We start from the raw sequence: 19,410 nt of genomic DNA, 5'->3' as shown, positions 1-19,410 counted from the left end.
GACCGCCGCGTAAGACCGTCAGAAGGGCGAGTCGTCGGCGTCGGGCTGCCTGCGCTGGGCCATCGCGGCGGCGAGCTTCACCCGGGCCCCCTGCAGCCACTCCTCGCACAGAGCGGCCAGCTTCTCGCCGCGCTCCCACAGCTCGATCGACTGCTCAAGGGTCAGCCCGCCCGCCTCAAGGCGGCGGACCACCTCGGTCAGCTCCTCGCGGGCCTTCTCGTACGAGGGTGCGTTCTCTTCTGCCACGTGCCTACCCTAGGGCTCCTCATCGGGCCCATGGCCGTCCGCGCGGGCGGTCACCCGGGCGTCGGTGAACCTGATGGTCAGCGCGTCGCCCACCGAGACGTCCGCGGCCCGTCGTACGACCTCGCCCTCGGGGCGCTGCACGATGGCGTAGCCGCGTTCCAGCGTGGCCGCGGGGGAGAGGGCCACCAGGCGGGCGCGCAGGTGTCCCAGGGAGTCTTCCGCGCGATCCAGCGAGCCGCCCAGGCTGCGGCGGACCCGGTCCCTGAACTGGTCCACCTGCTCGGCCCGGCGCTCGATCTCGCGTACCGGATCGGCCAGCGACGGACGCGAGCGTACCGAGGACAGCCAGGCCAGCTCCCGGTCCAGCCAGCCCTTGACCATGCGGCGGCCACGGTCGCGGAGCTGGCGTACCAGGGTGAGCTGTTCGCCCACGTCGGGGACGACCTTCTTGGCGGCGTCGGTCGGCGTGGACGCCCGTACGTCGGCGGCCAGGTCCAGCAGCGGGCTGTCCTGTTCGTGGCCGATCGCGCTGACCACCGGAGTACGGCAGGACGCGACCGCCCGCACCAGCGACTCGTCGGAGAAGGGCAGCAGGTCCTCGAACGAGCCGCCGCCCCTGGCCACCACGATCACCTCGACCTCGCGGTCGGCGTCGAGCCGGGCCAGCGCCTCGGTGACCTCGCCGACCGCGTAGGGGCCCTGGACCGCGACCTCCTCCACCTTGAACCGCACGGCGGGCCAGCGCCGCCGGGAGTTCTCCAGCACGTCGCGCTCGGCGGCCGAGTCACGGCCGCAGATCAGCCCCACCGTGCCCGGCAGGAAGGGCAGCCGCCGCTTGCGGTCGGTCGCGAACAGGCCCTCGGCGGCGAGCAACTGCCGCAGGCGCTCCAGCCGCGCCAGCATCTCCCCGACGCCGACCGGTTTGATCTCCAGCGCGGTGAAGGCGAACGAGCCGCGGTTGACCCAGAAGTCCGGTTTGACGTGGACGACGACGCGCGCGCCGTCCACCGGGCGCGGGACCGTCGCCTCGTACACGCCGCGCGGGCAGGTGACCCGCGCCGAGACGTTCGCGACCGGGTCGCGCAGCGTCATGAACACCGTGCCGCCGCGCGCGGTCAGCTCGGCGATCTCGCCATCGACCCAGATCGTGCCGAGTTTGCCGATCCAGCCCGCGACCATCTGCAGCACGGTCCTGACCGGGATCGGCTGCTCGGGGGAGGTCTTCTGCGCCATGCCAGGAACCTATCGGGCGATGGCTACTCGGCTCCCGCTTCGGCGATCTTGGCGAGGCGGTTCTCGTACATCTTGATGATGTTCGGGCGGTTGGTGGTCGCCTGCTCGTAGGCGAGCAGCGCACGGACCTCATCGGCGGACCTGCCGCGCAGGCGGGCGCGCAGGGACGCCATGCTCAGCTCGGCGTAGTTGGGCATGGGCTCGATCAGGTCGGCACCGGCGGCGGGCGCGGCAGGCTCAGCAGGTACGACGGGTTCAACGACGGGTTCAGCCGCGGGTTCGGCGGCCTTGGCCTTGGCGGCGGGCTTCGCGGGCTCCGCGGGCTCCGCGGCCTTGGCGGGCTCTGCCTTGGCGGCCTTGACGGGCTCTGTCTTGGCGGGCTCGGCAGGCTCGGCGATCTCGGTGACCACCGCGGCCTTGGCGGGCTCCGGCTCCTGCGGCTCTTCGGTCTTTTCCTGCTTCTCCGGAGCCTTCTCTGCCGCCTTCTCGGGGCGCGGCGCGAAGATGACCGGCTCGCGGCGGGCCGGCTTGGGCTCCTCCGTGGCCACGGAGGTCTCCTCGCCGACGGCCGTACGGGCCGCCTCGGCCTTCACGCCCTCCGCCGTGGTGTCGGGCAGCGCCTCCTGCCCCTCGGTCTTCTCCTGCTCCTTGACGGCCTCCTGGCCCGTCTCGGCCTCGTCCTTCGTGCCCAGGCGCTTGAGCCTGGTACGCAGCCGATCGCCGAACAGCAGCGCCTGGCCGACCCCGCTGAGCGTGGTCTGGAGCACGTTCATCGGAAGGTCCTTGGCCTTCGCCTTGAGTCCGTCACGGTCGGAGAACACGTCGCGGACGGACTTCGCGACGTTACGGACGACGTCGGGTAGGGACATAACGGCTCCTCGGGAGGTCTGTCTACTGGACGGCTAGTCTGGCAAAAGACTGGCGCGTCGGGTACGCGAACGCTCGGGTACGCGAGCGGGCGAGCTCCCTCACTCCACGTAGCATGGAGACCATGACGAGAGAGACCCCTGCGAACCGACGTGTGCTCGTTGCCAAGCCTCGTGGCTACTGCGCGGGGGTCGATCGCGCGGTGGAGGCCGTGGAGAAGGCCCTGGAGCGGTACGGCGCGCCCATCTACGTGCGCAAGCAGATCGTCCACAACACCCATGTCGTGAAGACCCTGGAGGAGCGCGGGGCCGTCTTCGTCGAGGAGACCGACGAGGTGCCCGAGGGTTCCATCGTGGTGTTCTCCGCGCACGGCGTATCGCCCGCCGTACACGAGCAGGCCGCCGGCCGTAACCTGCGCACCATCGACGCGACCTGCCCGCTCGTCACCAAGGTCCACAACGAGGCCAAGCGGTTCGCCGCGAAGGACTACGACATCCTGCTGATCGGCCACGAGGGCCACGAGGAGGTCGAGGGCACCGCGGGTGAGGCGCCCGCGCACGTCAAGCTGGTCGACGGGCTCGACGCGGTGGCCGACGTGGAGGTCCGCGACCCGCGGCGGGTGGTGTGGCTGTCGCAGACCACGCTGTCGGTGGACGAGACGACCGAGACGGTCACCCGGCTGCGCGAGCGGTTCCCCAACCTGATCGATCCGCCGAGCGACGACATCTGCTATGCGACCCAGAACCGCCAGGTCGCGGTGAAGGAGATCGCCGCGGAGGCCGAGCTGGTGATCGTGGTCGGCTCGACCAACTCCTCCAACTCCAAGCGGCTGGTGGAGGTGGCGCTCGACGCCGGGGCCGACGCGTCCTACCTGGTCGATGACGCCTCCCACATCCAGGATTCCTGGCTGGAGGGCGTCACCACCGTCGGCGTCACGAGCGGGGCGTCGGTTCCCGAGTCGCTGGTGGACGGGGTGCTCGCCTACCTGGCCGCGCGCGGGTTCGGTGACGTGCGGGAGGTCGAGTCGGTGCAGGAGAGCGTGCGCTTCGCGCTGCCCCACGAGCTGCGCCGCGAGTTGCGCGCCCCGGCCCGGTAGCGCCCGGCCCGGTAGCGCCCGGCCTGGTGGTGCGGCGGCCGGTCAGGTAGTGGGCGGCTGCTCGGCGGAGTCGCGCTGCCTGCCGTACACCTTGGGCTCGAAGTAACCCTCCGGCTCGGGCACGAAGACCTGGGCCGCGGGGGCGGGCGGCTTACGCGGCTCCTCGCCGCCACCACCCCCACCGCTGTCGCCACCGCCGCCGCGGGCGGCGCGCAGCTCCTCGCGCAGCATGCGGACGTTGGCGGGCAGGCCGCGCCGCCAGGCCACGCCGAGCACCAGCGCCGACCCGGCGAACAACCAGGGCGCCCCCGCCGACAGCGACGTGAACAGCCCGAGCCCGAGCGCCTGGATCATGGACGCCGCGCCCAGCGCCCGTACCACCTCGGCGATCAGCGTGGCCGCGAAGAACAGCAGCGGCGGGGTCACCACCAGGGAGAGCAGGTCGCGCGGGTTGATCAGCAGCGCCGCCGCCAGGCAGCCCGCCACGAAGGCCGCGCCCACCGCGAACGACCAGCCGAACAGGCTCGCGAGCAGCTCACCCGCCAGCGTGGCGGCCACGACGGCGGCGATCGCGCCGCGGGCGGTCAGCCGTACGCCGGCCCGCTGCGCGGGTGTCGCGCTCATGGTCGCCCCCCTTGAGCCAAACCGCTTGCCCCCTTGCAGTCTGCACCTGTCCGGCTGTACGGACAGGTCGATGGCCAATTTACCGTCAGGGGACGGGAGGACGCGGAGGTTACGCCCTCTTCCGCCACCAGGCGTGATCCATCGCACCTACTTCGTCCGCAAGGCCCGTTTCGTCGCTCGGCCCGGGTGCGTCGGGCTCGTTCACCAGCTCCGGGCTGGCGAGCGTGCGGGGCAGGTTCTCGATCATCTGCGGCTGGTCGAGGTCGCCGTTCACCACACCGAGGTCGTTCAGGCGGCGGGCGCTGACCATGACCCGGCTCTCCAGCGAGCCGACGGTCTTGTTGTAGGCGTCCACGGAACGGGCGAGCGCGCGGCCCAGCGACTCCACGTTGCGGCCCATCGAGCCCAGCCGTTCGTACAGCTCCTTGCCCAGCTCGAACACCGCGCGCGCGTTCTCCGTCAGGGCCGCCTGCTGCCAGGCGTAGTGCGCGGTGCGCAGCATGGTGATCAGCGTGGTCGGGGTGGCGATGTGGACCCGCTTGCCCATCGCGTACTCCAGCAGCCCCGGATCGCGCTCCAGCGCCGGGGCCAGGAACGCCTCGCCGGGGATGAACAGCACCACGAACTCCGGCGTCGGGCTGAACGCCTGCCAGTACGCCTTGGCCGCCAGCCGGTCCACGTGCTCGCGCAGGTGCCGGGCGTGCGCGTCCAGCCGTACGGCCTGGGTGCCCGTGTCCGCGGACTCGGCGGCCTCCAGGTAGGCGGCCAGCGACACCTTGGAGTCGACGACGATGTTCTTGCCGCCGCTCAGCCGTACCACCATGTCCGGCCGTACCGTGCCACCGGGCGTCACCGCGCTCGCCTGCTCGTCGAAGTCGCAGAACCGCTGCATCCCGGCGATCTCGGCGACCCTGCGAAGCTGCAACTCGCCCCACCGGCCCCGGGCCTCGGGGCGTTGCAGGGCACGGACCAGCGCGTTGGTCTGGGCGCGGAGCTGGTCGGAGCTCTGGCGTACGAGCTCGATCTGCTTGCCCAGCTCCGCCTGCGACGCGCGGTGGCCGAGGTCGCTGTCCCGAAGCTGCGCCTCCACCCGCGCCAGCGTCTCCCGCAGCGGCTCGATCATGTGCTCCACGGCCTGCTTGCGCTGCTCCAGCTCGCCCGCGGCCTCGGCCCGGGAGGTCGCCAGGCGCGCCTCGGCCATCTCCAGGAAGCGCAGGTTGTTAACGTCGAGCGCGCGGGCGGACAGGGCCTGGAAGCGTTCGGCGAGCTGTTCCTCGACGTAGGTCAGCTTGCCCTCGGCCACCTTGGCGCGGGCCTCGGCGTCGGCCGTACGGGTCGCGGCCTCGGCCATCGCCCGCGACCTGCCGAAGGCGTAGCCGATCGCGAAACCGGCGGCGGTGCAGGCGATGACGAGGAGGGCGGTAGCCATGACGTCCACGTCGGCAATGATCCCAGGCCCGCTCCGCGCAGCGGCGGGCCGACACGCCCCCGGGTCCGCGTAGACTCGGCGAACGTGAGCTTGAGCATCGGCATCGTCGGGCTGCCCAACGTCGGCAAGTCCACCCTGTTCAACGCGCTTACCCGGAGCGGTAACGCGCTGGCCGCGAACTACCCGTTCGCCACCATCGACCCCAATGTGGGCGTCGTGGGCGTCCCCGACGACCGCCTGCCCAAGCTGGCGGAGATCCATGGCTCGGCCAAGATCCTCCCGGCCAAGGTCGAGTTCGTGGACATCGCGGGCCTGGTCCGCGGAGCCTCCGAGGGGCAGGGGCGGGGCAACCAGTTCCTCGCCAACATCCGCGAGACCGACGCGATCTGCCAGGTCATCCGGGTCTTCACCGACCCGGACGTGACCCATGTCGACGGCGACATCTCGCCGCAGCGCGACATCGAGACGATCAACACCGAGCTGATCCTGGCCGACCTCCAGACGCTGGAGAAGGCCGTGCCGCGGCTGGCCAAGGAGTCCAAGGGCAACAAGGACCGCAAGGCCGCCCTGGACGCGGCCGAGGCGGCGGTCAAGGTCCTCGACGCGGGCACCACGCTCTACGCGGGGGCCAAGGCCGCCGGGATCGACCTGGCCGACCTGCGCGAGCTGCACCTGCTCACCGCCAAGCCGTTCCTCTACGTCTTCAACCTCGACGCCGACGAGCTGGTGGACGAGGGGCTGAGGGCCCGGCTCGCGGGGCTGGTGGCCCCGGCCGAGGCGGTGTTCATGGACGCCAAGATCGAGTCGGAGCTGGTGGAGCTGCCCGAGGAAGAGGCGCTGGAGCTGCTTCAGTCGGTGGGGCAGGAGGAGTCGGGGCTGAGCCAGCTGGCCCGGGTCGGGTTCGACACGCTGGGGCTCCAGACGTACCTCACGGCGGGGCCCAAGGAGACCCGGGCCTGGACCATCCGCAAGGGCGCGACCGCGCCGGAGGCGGCGGGGGCCATTCACACCGACTTCCAGCGGGGGTTCATCAAGGCCGAGGTCGTCTCCTTCGACGACCTGGTGGAGGCGGGCTCGATCGCGGCGGTCCGGTCGGCGGGCAAGGCCCGTATCGAGGGCAAGGACTACGTGATGCGCGACGGCGACGTCGTGGAGTTCCGCTTCAACGTCTGAACCGTGCGGCGGTCGACGGCCCAGACGGTCAGGGCGCCGAGGGCGAAGGCGGCACCGAGGACGCTGGAGCCCGCCCATCCCGCGGCGGAGTAGATCGCGGTGGTGGCGGTCGCGCCGACGGCGGAGCCGAGGGAGTAGAAGAGCATGTAGCCGCCGATGACGCTGCTCGTCCGGTGCGAGTGGGCGGCGGTGAGCAGGTGCTGGTTGCTGACGTGGACGGCCTGCACCGCGAAGTCGAGAACGACCACGCCCGCGACGACGAGCCAGAGCGACCATGTCGCCTGGCCGGTCGCCGCCCATGAGGCCGCGAGGAGCGCCAGCGCGCTTCCGGTGACGATGCTGCCGCGTCCGGCGTCCGCCCACCGCCCGGCGCGGGCGGCTCCCAGCGCTCCGGCGAGGCCGGCGATTCCGAACAGCCCGATCTGGGCCGTGCTCAGATGCCATGGCGCGGCGGCGAGCGGCAGGGTCAGCCCGCTCCACAGCACGCCGAAGGACGCGAACAGGAAGAACGCGATCAGCCCGCGCGAGACGAAAAGACGCTCGCGGAACAGGCCGCCGAGTGAGAGCAGCACGGCCCCGTAACCACCGCGGGCATCGCGCGGGTCGGCCGGCAGGAGCCGGAGGACGAGGTACGCGAGCGCGAGCAGGAGCGCGGCGAGCGCCACGTAGATGCTGCGCCAGCCCCAGAGGGCGGCGAGCGCGCCCGCGAGCACCCGCGCTCCGAGGATGCCGAGGATGACCCCGGAGGTGACGGCCCCGAGGGTGCGGCCTCGTTCGGTCTCCGCGGAGAGGTCGGCGGCGAAGGCGACGGTGGTCTGCACGACGACCGCGAACAGGCCGGTGAGAGCCAGCCCGGCCAGGAGGAGCCACAGGTCGGCGGCGACCGCGGCCAGGGCCATGCCGGTCGCCGCCAGCAGGAGATGCCCGGCGATGAGCTTGCGCCGGTCGAACATGTCGCCCAGCGGCACCAGAAAAGCCAGGCCGATCAGGTAGCCGATCTGCCCGGCGGTGACGATCCACCCCAGGCCGGCCTCGGCCAGGCCGAGGTCGTCGCCGATCTGGGTGAGGACGGGCTGCGCCACGTAGACGGTCGCGACCGTGACGGCGCAGATCGTGGCGAGCAGCATCCTGCGGTCGAGTGTCGGCTTCATAGGACGCTCTTTCATGGAACGCTCTCAATCAGTAGCAAATTGCAACTGTTCTGACCGTAAGGCAGAATGGTTGCAATCTGCAACTCATCAGGAGGAGCGATGACCGACACGGCGACCCGCGGCGACGGCATGACCTGGACCGACCCCGGCTGCCCCGTCGCGCGCACACTGGATCTCGTCGGGGATCGCTGGACTCTGCTGATCGTCCGCGACGCGATGGACGGCGCGCGGGCGTTCACCGACTTCCAGCAACGGACCGGCATCGCGCGCAACATCCTCACCGACCGGCTGCGACGCCTGGTGGAACGGGGGATCTTCGAGCGGCGTTCGGCCCCGTCCGGACGGCGGCAGGTCTACGACCTCACGGAGGCGGGCCGCGACCTGTTCGCGGTCATCGTGGCCGCGCGCCAGTGGGGGGAGCGGCACGCGTTCGCGCCGGACGAGGCCCATTCCGTTCTCGTCGACTCCGCCGGCGGCCCCCTCCCGGAGATGCGTCCGGTCGATTCACGGGGACGGTATGTTGGTGTGGAGGAGACCTCTGTGGTCAGGCGGTCCTGAGGGAGGCGAGTGCGGATACCAGCTCGACGTTCGGACGTGAGACACCATGTTCGTCCTGCGCGGTCCTCGGATCTGGCCCCTGCGGCGGGAGTCCTCGCCGAGGCGTTCGCGGAACACGCGTGGACGCGCTGGGTTCTGCCCGCCGACGGATACGCGGAGCGCCTCGAAGAGATGCAGCGCCTGTATCTCACGCACGCGCTCGCGCATGGCCTCGTGCTGGTGGACGAGCAGGTACGAGCCGTCGCCGCATTCCTGCCGCCGGACGCGCCGGAGCCCGCCGCCCCGATTCGGCAGCGGCTGGCGGAGCTTTACGGGTCACGCCTGACAGCGCTCGCGGAGCTGGCGCTTCCTGATGCCCCGGCGGGGTCCTGGGCTCTCGAAACGGTCGGCGTGCGTCCGGCCCACCAGGGGACGGGGCTGGGAACGGCCGTGACCTCCGAAGGGCTCTCGATGATCGACGAACGAGGCGAGGCCGTCGCCCTCCGTACCTCGGATGAGCGGAACGTGCGGCTGTACGAACGGCTCGGGTTCACCATCGTCGCGACGACCGAGATTCCCGACGGGCCCATCGTGTACTCGATGGTCCGCGCGGCGGTGCCCCGGTAGTCGGCAGTGCCCTCTGTGCCGGGTATGCGGCTTCGGTTCCTTTACGGCATGGCCTCGTGCCGGCCGCTGCGCCGTACCGGGTCGCGCTCTGGTGCCCGGCGTTTCGCGTGTGTCGTGGCCGCCCGCCGTTCCCAGCACCGGCTAAGGACGGCCCTTCCAGCCCATCGCGCTCTTCGACGGCTACCGGCGTCGGGCTTGGCTCGACGCCGGTGTACGTCGTGTGCCGCGAGTTCTGCTCCTGAATCAGTCGTCGTCCCCCATGACCGTGAGGGCGAAATGGGTTGACCTGGTGGAGTCGCCGGAGGTCGCGGTGAAGGTGATGGGGTGGGTGCCCTGGGGAGCGCTGGTCAAGACGGTGATGGTCGCCGTGATGGATGGATCATTGCGGATGATGTTGACGGTCATCCCCGCAGGGAGGGGGCCGGTGGACAGGGCCACCCGCTGGACCGTCTCAGGCGACAGCTTGATCTGGACGGTGGTGGATCCGCCGGGGCTGACCGTGGCCGAGGGCGGGACGACCGTGATCCCGCTGAGAGCGGGGCCGGAAGGAAGGGGAGTGGGAGTGGGCATCGAGCAGGTCGGCTCGCCGGCCTGGGCGGGGACGTTGATGGCGGTCCACGCGGCCTTGGTCGCCTGCATCTCGGGGCAGCCGTAGAAACTCAGGGCGGCCTGTACGGTGGCCATGCGTGCCCTGCGGTACGACCAGCCATAGGATTTGCGCTGGATCCCCAGATAGAAGATCCGGGCGGCCTTCTGGATGCCGATGCCGACCAGCGGGGACGGGCCCGTGCAGACCGGGCTGGCGGGTTTGCCCGGCGGGTTGGTGCCCTCGGCGAGCAGGTAGAACCAGTGGTCCTGCGGTCCGGGGTCGACCGTTCCCCCCGGGGTTTGGACGTAGCAGTTCTGGTTACCCGTCAGTGAGGGTTTGTACATGTGAATGAGCGGCCCTCCGCCGACTATGTTCACCTCCTCGCCGATCAGATAGTCCGGTTCGTCCAGAGCAGGGGGGTGGTTGACGTAGTGCTCGGTCACGGTGCCGAAGATGTCGGAGGCCGACCTGCGGAGGGACTGCGCCTCCAGGCCGTTCCCGTCGTCGGTACCGGATTTGGCGTAGACGCCGAGGCCGTAGTGCGCGCCGACCAGGTCGAGTGAGGTGAGCTGGTTGGTGCGGGCGCTGTTGTGGCCGAAGACGGCGCGGGCGCCGTCCCAGTAGGCGTTGATGGAGTTCAGGCCGACGGACGCCGGGTAGGAGTGGCCGACCGCGTCGATGCCGTTGCGTCCCAGCCAGTTGCGCAGCATGTCCCAGTGTTTCTGCGCGGCGAACATGACGTCGACGCAGGCGGTCTCCAGGTTGGTGCCGGTTCCGTTGCCCCAGGTGTCGGTCGACTTGGTGTAGGCGGGGCCGCCGAAACCGCCGCAGCTCAGGCCGGGGCGGGTGGGGTCGTTCAGGGAGTACTGGCTCCCGGATCGGGCGGTCTGGATGGTCACCGGGTTGCCGTTGAAGTAACTGTTGCCCGAGCCCAGGAGCGCCCGGCCGGTGCTCGTGGACACCGAACTCGTGGAGACCGTGCTCATGGTCTGCGCGCCGCTCGCCGGCGCCGTCGCGCCCATGGCGACGACCGTCATGAGAGCGAACGCTCCCAGCGTGCTTTTGGGGTACATACGCGATGACTCCTTGTTCGCAAGCGCAAGGAGCCGTGGCCGGCCAGGGCTGCCCCAACGGTGACACCGACACGAGGGGCGCAGAAGCCTATGAATCCCTCATATTTCGGGCGTATGGCGTGTATGGCACTCTCGGCGGACGTACGTGCCGGGGGCCGAAAGGCGTGTTCCGGCCCTGGTGAGGGCCCGCACGGGCGCGGTCGTGGTCCTTGATCAGGAGATCCCGAAGCGGTGAGCTGCCGCCGCCGACCCGATCACGGGTTGACATGAAACCAAAAGGTTTCCTATTGTGAGTCGTGTGGAACTGGTCTTCAAGGCGTTGGCGGATCCGACGCGCAGGGAACTGCTCGACGAGCTGTTCCGGCGGGATGGGCAGTCGCTCAACGCGTTGGCGAGCCGGTTCGCGATGACGAGGGTGGCCGTGGCAAAGCACCTCCGGCTGCTCGAAGAGGCCGGCCTGGTCGTTTCGGACCGGCGGGGAAGGGAGAAACTGCACTTCCTGAACCCCGTGCCGATCCGCATCATCCACGACCGCTGGGTCAGCAAGTACACCGAGACGTGGGCCGCCGGCCTCGTCGACCTGAAACGACATCTGGAGGAACGGGTGGAGAAGATGTTCGAGATCTTCATCCGCACCACGCCGGAGCGGCTGTGGCAGGCGATCACCGATCCCGAGACGCGGGCGCGGTTCCAGTTCGGCGCGCGGGTGGAGTCCGACTGGACGGCGGGCTCCGCGTACCGGGTCACCCACCGTGGGGCCGGTGGGCTGATCGAGGGCGAGAACATCGAGGTCGACCCGCCCCGGCGGCTCGTGCAGACGTACCACGCCATCTGGGACGACGACATCGCCGCCCAGGGCACCAGCCGGGTGACCTGGGAGATCGAGCAGGTCGGCGACAGTTGCCGGCTCCTCGTCCGGCACGACCAGCTCGCCGCCGACGCCGACGCCCACCTCTACGGGGGCTGGCCGATGATCCTGTCCGGGCTCAAGACCTGGCTGGAGACCGGCACCGAACTCACCACACCCGGCTCGCTCATGTACGGAGGAGAACAATCATGACCGCCCTACACAACACCGATACGAAACTGGACAAGACCTTCACCACGACGCTGCGCAAGAGCCCGTGCAAGGGCGGCTGGACCTATGTCGTGATGCCCGGCTCCGCCGAGTTCTTCGGCACTCGTGGCCTGGTGAAGGTTCGGGGCCGGGTCGATGGCGAGCCCTTCCAGGGTTCGTTCATGGCGCTCGGGGACGGCACGCACAAGCTCGCGTTCACCGCCGACACCCGCGCCCGCATCGGCAAGCAGGCCGGCGACACCGTCACCGTCACCCTCGACGAGCGGATCGCCCGATGAGCGCGTCGGCGAAGGTCATCACCGGCATCCGGACCGTGAGCGTGCCGGTCAACGATCAGGACCAGGCGCTGCGGTTCTTCGTCGACACGCTCGGCTTCACCGTGGTGCGCGACATGCCGATCCCGACCGGCCGGTGGATCGAACTGGCGCCCGGCAGTGACGATGTCGTCGTGACTCTGGACAAGGCCACCGGCGACGTCACCCGCGGCTCGATCATCATCCGCTTCACCACCGACGACGCGGCGGCGGCGCACGCGGCGCTCACCGGCGCCGGCGTCGACGCCGACGAGATCATCGCGTGGCCCGGCGTGCCACCGATGTTCGCTTTCCGCGACCCCGACGGCAACACCTTCTCCATCACCGAGCCCTGACCCTGACCCTGACCTTGACAGTAGGGTGCGGGGCGGTCACCGCCCGCAGAACTCCCGGTAGGCGTCGCGGAGTTCGGCCGCGCTCGCGAGCCGCCGGGCCTCCACGGCGGCGATGATCTCCGCGGCACGCCAGTGGTTCGACGGCACGAGACGGCCGCTCGCCATCGATTCCATGGTGACCGCCACGGCCTCGTCGGGCTCGTCGGTGGCGAGCAGGGCCAATGCGAGATCAAGACGGGCGGACGCCGCGCGCCGTGGCCGGTGCTCCAGCCGGGCCAAGACCTCCCGGGCGTACTCCACCGCGGCCGGGTCGCCCACCCAAGCCAGGGTGGTCGCGGTGTATGCGTCGCTTTTGGCCGGGTCGTACCGGTAGTGATGCTCGGGCCGGTCCGGTACGGGCATCGGGGAGACGAGCCGCGCGACGCGTGTGAGGGCGTTCCGGGTCTGCGGCCCATCCCCGAGACGTGCCCACACGCGGCCCTCCTGGGCGGTCGCCTGAACATAGGCCGAACTTCCGCGCGGCGCGGCCTCCCGCGCGGCCTGGGCCAGGGCGAGGGCACCGCGGTGGTCCGCGTGGGTCAGCGCCTGCCACGCCCGGGTCTCCAGGCACCAGGCCGCGAGTTCCGCATGGTCGGCCTCGCGCGCGAGCCGCGCGGCGGTACGCAGGCGCGCGGCCCCGGCGGCACGCTGATCCAGGTCAATGTGGCAGGTCGCCGCGAGGAGCGATAGCCAGCCGCCCGCCACCACGAGCCGCCGGTGCTCGGCCAGTGTCTTGCGGGTCTTGTGGCCGTCGAGCAGCCGCCCCACGTAGCCGAGATGCCGGCGGGTGCGGTCCAGCAGTACGCCCGGCGGCGTCCCCTGATAGGCGGTGGCGAGGTCGTCGAATGCCGCTTCGAGCCGGTCGAGGGTGTCGGCACCGACATCACTGGCCGCGACCCTCCGGGCGAGTTCGAGTGCGTCCAATTCGTCGTCCATTACGGAATCGGTGCCCGGAGCGGTGCCGAACAGGTCCGGTACTGAGACGCCGAGGGCGCGGGCGAGCAGGGGGCGGTACTTGCGTCCCGGCATGTGCTGCCCGCTCTCCCATTGCTTGATCGAGGCGACCAGGCTTGCGACGTGGGGGATCTCGTCGCCGGGATGCGCGGCCTCGCGGATACGGCGGGCGAGGTCGGATCGGGACCAGTACGGGGGAGCCTCGCGTAGTTCGCGCAGGCGGGCGCCGAATTCGTTGGCCGCAGGATCGGTGGAATCGATGGAATCGGTGGAATCTGCGGACATGTCGCGATGTACCTCTCGCCGAAGGCGGGTGGGGCCGCAGGCTCTCCCCTTGTTCTCTCATCCTTCCTCTCGTGCGCCGTTCACCGCCACCGATTCACTCAGAGTGACCATTCTGAGGGTTTCGCTGGGTTGTGTCTGATGACTTGCATATCCGAGAGCTGTCACAGAGCGTTGTCGTGGCGTTAACGCCTTCGGCATCCCTATCTGATATCGAACCGTCATCGCAGGTGGCAGAGGCGCTACCCCGAATTCAGGGTTGGGCCGCGATATTGCGCGATCTGATCGCAGCACAATTCAGGTCGTTGCTCTCGGTCGCCGCCCCGGGGATGTGGTCAGAAAATGAACAGCGAAATGGACTGTCCTTTGGCGCCCATCTGATGAAGGATTCTCGGTGCGGAGCTTTTGTGGTTGTGAAGATCCACAGGACGTACGACCGGCCGGTCTGGTCCTGCCATGTCCCCGACACGAAAGACGATGCCGATGCGTAGACTCGCGCTGTTCGTGACCTTATGCATCTCCGCGTTCGCCGTCGCGCTGAGTGCCGCCTTGCCGGCCCAGGCGATCATCGGCGGGCAGGATGCGGCCAATCCCTATTCCTTCATGGTGTCGCTCCAGAATGAGGTGGACGGCCACTTCTGTGGCGGCAGTCTCATCACGCCCACGTGGGTCGTGACGGCGGCGCACTGCGTCCGGGGCGACGAGCCTGCGGACGTCGACCTGCGGATCGGCAGCCTGGACACCGACAGTGGCGGAGAGACGCGCGGGGTCAGCCAGATCGTGCCGCATCCGGCGGGCGAGGAGACGTACGACATCGCGCTGCTCAAGCTGGACGAGCCCGCGAGTGGCGCGCCGATCCGGATCGGGACGCGTCCGGCCGAGGGGAGCCCGGCCCGGCTCATCGGCTGGGGATGCACCACTCCGACGATGGGCCTGCCCTGCTCGCCGCCCGACGTACTTCAGGAACTCGACTCACAGATCCGGTCGTCCAGTGTCTGCGCCTCCGGTGCCGGGCCGATCGATCCGGTCTGGGAGGTCTGCACCGGCAACCCGGACACCAAGGCCGGCCCGTGCCGGGGCGACTCCGGCGGGCCGCTGCTGGCCCCGAGCGGTGACGCCTGGCTGCTGCTCGGCGCGTTCAACCGGATGGCCCTGTACTGCGACCAGGGCCCCGGGATTTACGCCGACGTGCCCGCCCACCGGCCCTGGATCGAAAGCATCACGGGCCCGCTTCCCTAGCCTTCCAGGCCACCTTCGCTTTTCTTTCCCCCATGGACGGGCTCGGCCGCCGGCCGCCCTGGCCGGCCCCCAGCGGCCGGTGGCCGGGCCCCCTCTCCCGAATGCCGGAAGACCTCGAAGGTCCACGACAGTCCACGACAGTCCACGACAGTCCACGGAATTCATCGGAAGAAGAAGGTGTCATGCGAAAACTCAGGCTTGCCATCGCGGTCTGTGTCTCCGCGCTCGCCGTCTTACTCGGCGGCGCCATGCCGGCACAGGCCATCATCGGCGGGCAGGACGCGACGAGCCCCTATTCATTCATGACCTCCCTGCAGAGCGGTGGCGAACATTTCTGCGGCGGCAGTCTTGTCGCGCCGTCGTGGGTCGTCACCGCCTACCATTGCGTCGCGAAGTACGAGAACGCGCCGCAAGACCTCACCCTCCGGATCGGCAGCCTGGACTGGGACAGCGGCGGCAGTACCCGCGGAGTCAGCCAGGTCGTCCTGTATCCGGGCGGCGCGCCGAACGCGCATGACCTGGCATTGCTGAAGCTCGATCGGCCGCTGGCGAATGTCCCGGTCCGAATCGGCACCCGTCCGGCCCAGGGGAGCACGGTCCGGCTCATCGGCTGGGGCTGCACGAGTCCGGGGCAGGCGTTCTGCTCGCCTCCCGAAGTGCTCCAGCGGCTGAACTCCACGGTGCGGCCGGCGAGCGACTGCGCCGCCGCGGAGAACCCGATCGATCCCGCCTCCGAGATCTGCACCGGAAATCCGGAGACCCAGGCCGGGCCTTGTAAGAACGATTCCGGCGGGCCGCTGCTCGTTCCTGGCGGTAATGGCACCTGGCGGCTGCTCGGCGCGTTCAGCCGGATGTACGACACCTTCTGCCAGGAGTACAAGGGCATCTACACCGATGTCCCCGCCCACCGCACCTGGATAGAAAGCATCACCGGGCCGCTTTCCTGAAAGCGCTCGGCGATTCAGGGTTTGTGAGGAATTTTTCGACTGCGGCGCGCGCGTGCCGGGCGTGGGCGGGGTCGCCGGTGATTCCGGCGGTGACGATGGCCCCTTCGGCGAGCAGGGCGACCGGCTCGGAGTCCGGCAGCCCGGCGGCGCGCGCCCAGGCGTGGATCTGGTCGTGGAACGCCTGCTTGTGCGCCCGGACCTCGGCCGCGATCGGCGCTGAGGTGGAACCGAGTTCGCCGTGTACGTTGATCCAGGCGCAGCCGCGAAAGCCGGTTTCGGCGAACCAGCCGGCCAGCCAGTCGAAGACGGCGAGCAGCCGCGCGCGTGGTTCGGCGACCTGGTCCACGTAGGCGGACAAACGTGCTCGCCAGTGCTGGTCCCGGCGCCGGAGTACGCCGACCACCAGGTCTTCTTTGGTGGCGAACAGCCGATAGATCCGCTTCAGCGGCAGGCCGGACGCCGTCCGGATCTGATCCATTCCCACGGCCTGGACGCCCTGCGCATAGAACAGCGCCTCCGCCGCCGCAAGGAGCGCTTCGCGATCCCGGCGTTCCTGCTCTTCGGTGATCGGGGCGGGCACGCGGGCCTCCTTGACGTTGAGAACGTGCGTTCTCTAGGGTAGTGGACATAACTGGAGAACGTTCGTTCTCAATAGGGAGTCGTGATGCCCGAAGAACGTCCGCCCTTCCCGCCCTTCACCTGGGACACCGCGTTGCGGAAGGTCCAGGCCGCCGAGGACGCCTGGAACACCCGCGATCCCCGGCGCGTGGCCATGGCCTACACGACCGACTCCGTGTGGCGGAACCGGGATCAGTTCATCGAGGGCCGGGAGGCGATCGTCGCCTTCCTGACCGCGAAATGGGCGCGCGAACTGGACTACGCGCTGCGCAAGAGCCTCTGGGCCTATTCCGAGGACCGCATCGCCGTCCGGTTCCAATACGAATGGCACGACGCCGACGGTCAATGGTGGCGCAGCCACGGTAACGAGATGTGGGAGTTCGACGAGCACGGCTTGATGAGCCGCCGTGAGGCGAGCATCAACGACGTCGCCATCACCGAAGCCGACCGGCGCATCTTCGGACCTCGGCCGGAAAGCGAGAGCGGAACCGACATCCCGCTCCGATGAACTTCGGAACCGGCTGGCCCTGCCCCTGCGCCCGTTGCGGACAGAAACTGAGCAGTTTATGGCCTGTCCGCCGGACACCTGATCAGTGAAGAGTCGTTCGCGCAGTTCTTTTGTGGTTGTGAAGTCCTACCTGGCGGATCGATCCCGCCACCACGACCCTCCGACATGAAAGAAGTGACCGCGTGCGAAGACTCGGGTTATTCCTGGCCTTCTGTATCTCGACCATCGGCCTCGTTCTGACCGGCCCGCCGGCCGCACAGGCCATCGTGGGCGGCGCGAACGCCCCCGCGCCCTATTCGTTCATGGTCTCCATCCAATCCGTGGAGGACGGCGCGTACAAGCATTTCTGCGGCGGTAGCCTCATCGCGCCCTCGTGGGTGGTGACGGCGAGTCACTGCATCGACGGCGACCAGCCCGCGGACCTCCGGCTGCGGGTCGGCGGCCTGAGGTGGGACAGCGGTGGCACGGTACGCGCGGTCACCGAGATCGTCCCGCACCCCGACGGCACCGCCGTACGCGATATCGCGCTGCTCAAGCTCGACCGGCCGGTGTCCGGCACGCCCATCCGCATCGGCACGAGCCCCGCGGAAGAGAACCCGGCCCGGCTCATCGGGTGGGGTTGTACGAGTTCGTGGCAGGCGTTCTGCTCGCCTTCCGATGTGCTCAAGCAGCTCGACTCCGCGATACGACCGGTGAGCGTCTGCAGTGGCTCCGGCGGTCCAGTGAAGCCGGGCTGGGAACTCTGCACGGGCAACCCGGATGATCTCGCCGGGCCCTGCAGGGGTGACTCCGGCGGCCCGCTGCTGGTGCCGAGCGACGGTACCTGGAAGCTGGTCGGCGTGTTCAACCGGATGAGCGCCATGTGCGAGGTGGGCGCGGGCATCTACGCCGACGCCGCCGCACACCGGCCCTGGATCGAGAGCGTCACGGGGCCCCTTCCGTAGGGGTGTCACGATCACGAGGAGGGGCCCGATTCCCGGGGCCCTCCTCTGCCTGTGCGCGGGGCACCGGAAATTGTCGGTGCGGCCGATTAGACTCGAAGGGCTTCAAGATCGTTTATGGATGGGAGGGCCGGATGTCCGCCGCAGATGTTCCGCAGGAGACCGAGTACCCGCAGCGGATGGGCAAGGTCTCGCGGCGGGAGCTGGCCCTGCACGGCTACACACGGTTCGATCAGCTCACCACGGTGACGCCGGCCGCGCTGCTGAAGATCCATGGTGTCGGTCCCAAGGCGATCCGGATCCTCGAAGAGGAGCTGGCGGCCAGGGGGCTGGCTTTCGCTGCCGGGTGAAGTAGCGGATCGGGGGATCACGTGATCATCATTTCCGGGAGGCTGTACGTCGCGGCCGACGCCAGAGACGCCTACCTGGCCGGGTGCGCCGAGATCGTCGAACAGGCCCGCGCGGCTCCTGGGTGCCATGACTTCTCGCTGTCGGCCGACCTGGTCGAGCCCGGCCGGATCAACGTCTACGAGCGCTGGGAGTCCGACACGGATGTCGAGCGCTTTCGCGGCGCGGGACAGAACGAAGACCAGACCGTCCAGATCCAGGCGGCCGAGGTGCGGAAGTACCGGATCTCGGGCATAGAAGATCCCTGACCGAAGTGGCCTGCTCGGTCCTGCCGGTCGGGAGGGCGGTGGCATGAAGGGCAGATTGCGAAAGCTGCGTACGCCTGGCCGCGAGTTCGCCTGGACCGCCGATATCCGGCACATCCCCGGCTCCACTGACTGTCACCGAGGCTTTCGCCTGCGGGTGTGGGGTGGCGGAAAGAACGGCTGTCTCCTGCAGGCGGACCTGCTGTCCACGAGCGGCCCGTCGCCATGGGGATTCTGCACGACCGATGTCGCCCATCCGCTTCCCCGCGACGTGCGGGCGCTCGTGACGCGCGCACTGGCAGCGGGCTGGGACCCTGCGGCAAAGGGCGGGACATTCGTGCTGACCGAGCGGGAGCACGCCGCAGGGTGGGAACTGCCCGGCTTCCTGGTGACCGACCGGCTGCGTAACCCGAAGGCGGCCGACCCGACCCGGCGAGTGCTGCACAGCCTGGCATAGCGCCCACTTGGATGCCGTACCGGCAGATGACGCCGTGATGGTGCGCTTTGCATCGTCGACCATGCCTCGCTCCCGATGGGAAGATGACCGACCCGCCGTACTGCTCAAGGCCACCTCGGCGTATCCGCCGCGCGGGATCACCCCCGCGTACGCGGGGAGCACGTTTCGGGGAGGCGGGCGATGGGGTGGCCGAGCGGATCACCCCCGCGCGTGCGGGGAGCACCACGGTGTAGCTGCACATCTGCCGCCTACCCGAGGATCACCCCCGCGCGTGCGGGGAGCACATCAAACTACCGCTCGGCTCAGGTTGGAGGTCCGGATCACCCCCGCGCGTGCGGGGAGCACCAAGGACAGCTCCCACTCGATCTCAAGGTCAAAGGATCACCCCCGCGCGTGCGGG

General features: G+C 69.6%; 23 protein-coding genes and 1 CRISPR repeat array (1 of these 24 running past the window's edge). Of the genes, 14 read left to right on the top strand and 9 right to left on the bottom strand.

Features of this window, described 5'->3' with window-relative positions; genetic code table 11:
* Window positions 1–18: 18 nt before the first annotated feature.
* The 3 genes from DP939_RS19130 to DP939_RS19120 are packed head-to-tail and all read right to left on the bottom strand — an operon-like array spanning window position 19 to window position 2,348.
* Window positions 19–246, bottom strand: a complete 228-nt coding sequence (locus tag DP939_RS19130) for an exodeoxyribonuclease VII small subunit (protein WP_111166552.1) — start codon at window positions 244–246, stop codon at window positions 19–21.
* 9 nt (window positions 247–255) lie between these two features.
* Entirely contained in the window at window positions 256–1,479 is a 1,224-nt protein-coding gene (gene xseA, locus DP939_RS19125) for an exodeoxyribonuclease VII large subunit (RefSeq protein ID WP_113982079.1), read from the bottom strand.
* Window positions 1,480–1,502: 23 nt separating this feature from the next.
* On the bottom strand, window positions 1,503–2,348 hold the full coding sequence (locus tag DP939_RS19120; RefSeq protein ID WP_113982078.1) for a hypothetical protein: 846 nt from the start codon (window positions 2,346–2,348) through the stop codon (window positions 1,503–1,505).
* A 122-nt stretch (window positions 2,349–2,470) separates the two neighbouring features.
* On the opposite strand from DP939_RS19120, the gene DP939_RS19115 reads away from it, so the two are divergent.
* Entirely contained in the window at window positions 2,471–3,442 is a 972-nt protein-coding gene (locus DP939_RS19115; RefSeq protein ID WP_113982077.1) for a 4-hydroxy-3-methylbut-2-enyl diphosphate reductase, read from the top strand.
* Between the two features lie 42 nt (window positions 3,443–3,484).
* Here the strand turns inward: DP939_RS19115 and DP939_RS19110 are convergent, their stop codons facing one another.
* Together DP939_RS19110 and rmuC are read right to left on the bottom strand one after the other, a co-directional pair.
* Window positions 3,485–4,066, bottom strand: a complete 582-nt coding sequence (locus DP939_RS19110; protein WP_113982076.1) for a DUF6542 domain-containing protein — start codon at window positions 4,064–4,066, stop codon at window positions 3,485–3,487.
* A 109-nt stretch (window positions 4,067–4,175) separates the two neighbouring features.
* Window positions 4,176–5,495, bottom strand: coding sequence for a DNA recombination protein RmuC (gene rmuC / locus DP939_RS19105; RefSeq protein ID WP_199565273.1), 1,320 nt, complete (start codon window positions 5,493–5,495; stop codon window positions 4,176–4,178).
* Between the two features lie 84 nt (window positions 5,496–5,579).
* Here rmuC and ychF point away from each other — a divergent pair, with 84 nt between their 5' ends.
* Complete coding sequence (ychF, locus tag DP939_RS19100; RefSeq protein ID WP_113982075.1) at window positions 5,580–6,668, top strand: redox-regulated ATPase YchF; 1,089 nt, start codon at window positions 5,580–5,582, stop codon at window positions 6,666–6,668.
* On the opposite strand, the gene DP939_RS19095 is transcribed toward ychF, so the two are convergent.
* Window positions 6,620–7,819, bottom strand: a complete 1,200-nt coding sequence (locus DP939_RS19095; RefSeq protein ID WP_113982074.1) for an MFS transporter — start codon at window positions 7,817–7,819, stop codon at window positions 6,620–6,622. The genes ychF and DP939_RS19095 overlap by 49 nt on opposite strands.
* A gap of 99 nt (window positions 7,820–7,918) precedes the next feature.
* Between DP939_RS19095 and DP939_RS19090 the strand changes: the two genes are divergently transcribed.
* Together DP939_RS19090 and DP939_RS19085 are read left to right on the top strand one after the other, a co-directional pair.
* Window positions 7,919–8,377: a winged helix-turn-helix transcriptional regulator gene (locus tag DP939_RS19090; protein ID WP_113982073.1), complete on the top strand. Its 459-nt coding sequence runs from the start codon at window positions 7,919–7,921 to the stop codon at window positions 8,375–8,377.
* Window positions 8,378–8,413: 36 nt separating this feature from the next.
* Complete coding sequence (locus DP939_RS19085; protein WP_113982072.1) at window positions 8,414–8,983, top strand: GNAT family N-acetyltransferase; 570 nt, start codon at window positions 8,414–8,416, stop codon at window positions 8,981–8,983.
* A 243-nt stretch (window positions 8,984–9,226) separates the two neighbouring features.
* Here DP939_RS19085 and DP939_RS19080 read toward each other — a convergent pair whose 3' ends face one another.
* Window positions 9,227–10,645: a M4 family metallopeptidase gene (locus tag DP939_RS19080; RefSeq protein WP_113982071.1), complete on the bottom strand. Its 1,419-nt coding sequence runs from the start codon at window positions 10,643–10,645 to the stop codon at window positions 9,227–9,229.
* 289 nt (window positions 10,646–10,934) lie between these two features.
* Between DP939_RS19080 and DP939_RS19075 the strand changes: the two genes are divergently transcribed.
* Genes DP939_RS19075 through DP939_RS19065 form a run of 3 tightly spaced genes read left to right on the top strand, consistent with a single transcriptional unit; the run spans window position 10,935 to window position 12,372 of the window.
* A complete protein-coding gene (locus DP939_RS19075) occupies window positions 10,935–11,705 on the top strand; it encodes an ArsR/SmtB family transcription factor (RefSeq protein ID WP_225878353.1) in 771 nt (256 codons plus the stop codon).
* Entirely contained in the window at window positions 11,702–12,001 is a 300-nt protein-coding gene (locus tag DP939_RS19070) for a DUF1905 domain-containing protein (RefSeq protein WP_199565260.1), read from the top strand. Before DP939_RS19075 ends, DP939_RS19070 begins: the two co-directional genes overlap by 4 nt.
* Window positions 11,998–12,372 carry a VOC family protein gene (locus DP939_RS19065; RefSeq protein WP_113982069.1) on the top strand — a complete coding sequence of 125 codons (375 nt, stop codon included), beginning with the start codon at window positions 11,998–12,000 and terminating at the stop codon, window positions 12,370–12,372. The genes DP939_RS19070 and DP939_RS19065 overlap by 4 nt, the downstream gene beginning before the upstream one ends.
* 36 nt (window positions 12,373–12,408) lie before the next feature.
* Here the strand turns inward: DP939_RS19065 and DP939_RS19060 are convergent, their stop codons facing one another.
* Entirely contained in the window at window positions 12,409–13,650 is a 1,242-nt protein-coding gene (locus DP939_RS19060) for a helix-turn-helix domain-containing protein (RefSeq protein ID WP_113982068.1), read from the bottom strand.
* A 480-nt stretch (window positions 13,651–14,130) separates the two neighbouring features.
* Between DP939_RS19060 and DP939_RS19055 the strand changes: the two genes are divergently transcribed.
* Window positions 14,131–14,886 (top strand): S1 family peptidase, encoded by a 756-nt coding sequence (locus DP939_RS19055; protein ID WP_158578617.1) that lies wholly within the window; start codon window positions 14,131–14,133, stop codon window positions 14,884–14,886.
* A 101-nt stretch (window positions 14,887–14,987) separates the two neighbouring features.
* Window positions 14,988–15,833 carry a S1 family peptidase gene (locus tag DP939_RS19050; RefSeq protein ID WP_158578616.1) on the top strand — a complete coding sequence of 282 codons (846 nt, stop codon included), beginning with the start codon at window positions 14,988–14,990 and terminating at the stop codon, window positions 15,831–15,833.
* Here the strand turns inward: DP939_RS19050 and DP939_RS19045 are convergent.
* Window positions 15,814–16,413, bottom strand: a complete 600-nt coding sequence (locus DP939_RS19045; RefSeq protein ID WP_113982065.1) for a TetR/AcrR family transcriptional regulator — start codon at window positions 16,411–16,413, stop codon at window positions 15,814–15,816. The genes DP939_RS19050 and DP939_RS19045 overlap by 20 nt on opposite strands.
* A gap of 84 nt (window positions 16,414–16,497) precedes the next feature.
* Here DP939_RS19045 and DP939_RS19040 point away from each other — a divergent pair, with 84 nt between their 5' ends.
* The 5 genes from DP939_RS19040 (at window position 16,498) to DP939_RS19020 (ending at window position 19,010) form a co-directional block, all read left to right on the top strand.
* Window positions 16,498–16,959, top strand: a complete 462-nt coding sequence (locus DP939_RS19040) for a nuclear transport factor 2 family protein (protein WP_113982064.1) — start codon at window positions 16,498–16,500, stop codon at window positions 16,957–16,959.
* Window positions 16,960–17,141: 182 nt separating this feature from the next.
* A complete protein-coding gene (locus DP939_RS19035; protein ID WP_113982063.1) occupies window positions 17,142–17,903 on the top strand; it encodes a S1 family peptidase in 762 nt (253 codons plus the stop codon).
* A 131-nt stretch (window positions 17,904–18,034) separates the two neighbouring features.
* Window positions 18,035–18,250, top strand: a complete 216-nt coding sequence (locus DP939_RS19030; protein ID WP_113982062.1) for a helix-hairpin-helix domain-containing protein — start codon at window positions 18,035–18,037, stop codon at window positions 18,248–18,250.
* A 21-nt stretch (window positions 18,251–18,271) separates the two neighbouring features.
* Entirely contained in the window at window positions 18,272–18,556 is a 285-nt protein-coding gene (locus DP939_RS19025; protein WP_113982061.1) for a putative quinol monooxygenase, read from the top strand.
* Window positions 18,557–18,599: 43 nt separating this feature from the next.
* Window positions 18,600–19,010: an integrase gene (locus DP939_RS19020; RefSeq protein WP_113982060.1), complete on the top strand. Its 411-nt coding sequence runs from the start codon at window positions 18,600–18,602 to the stop codon at window positions 19,008–19,010.
* Window positions 19,011–19,144: 134 nt separating this feature from the next.
* Window positions 19,145–19,410: direct repeats of the CRISPR family, unit length 28 nt; unit sequence GGATCACCCCCGCGCGTGCGGGGAGCAC; it runs 555 nt beyond the window's last position.

Source organism: Spongiactinospora rosea (assembly GCF_003315795.1).
In the GTDB taxonomy this organism is placed as follows: Bacteria; Actinomycetota; Actinomycetes; order Streptosporangiales; family Streptosporangiaceae; genus Spongiactinospora; species Spongiactinospora rosea.
This window is presented reverse-complemented; position numbering and strand designations above follow the sequence as displayed.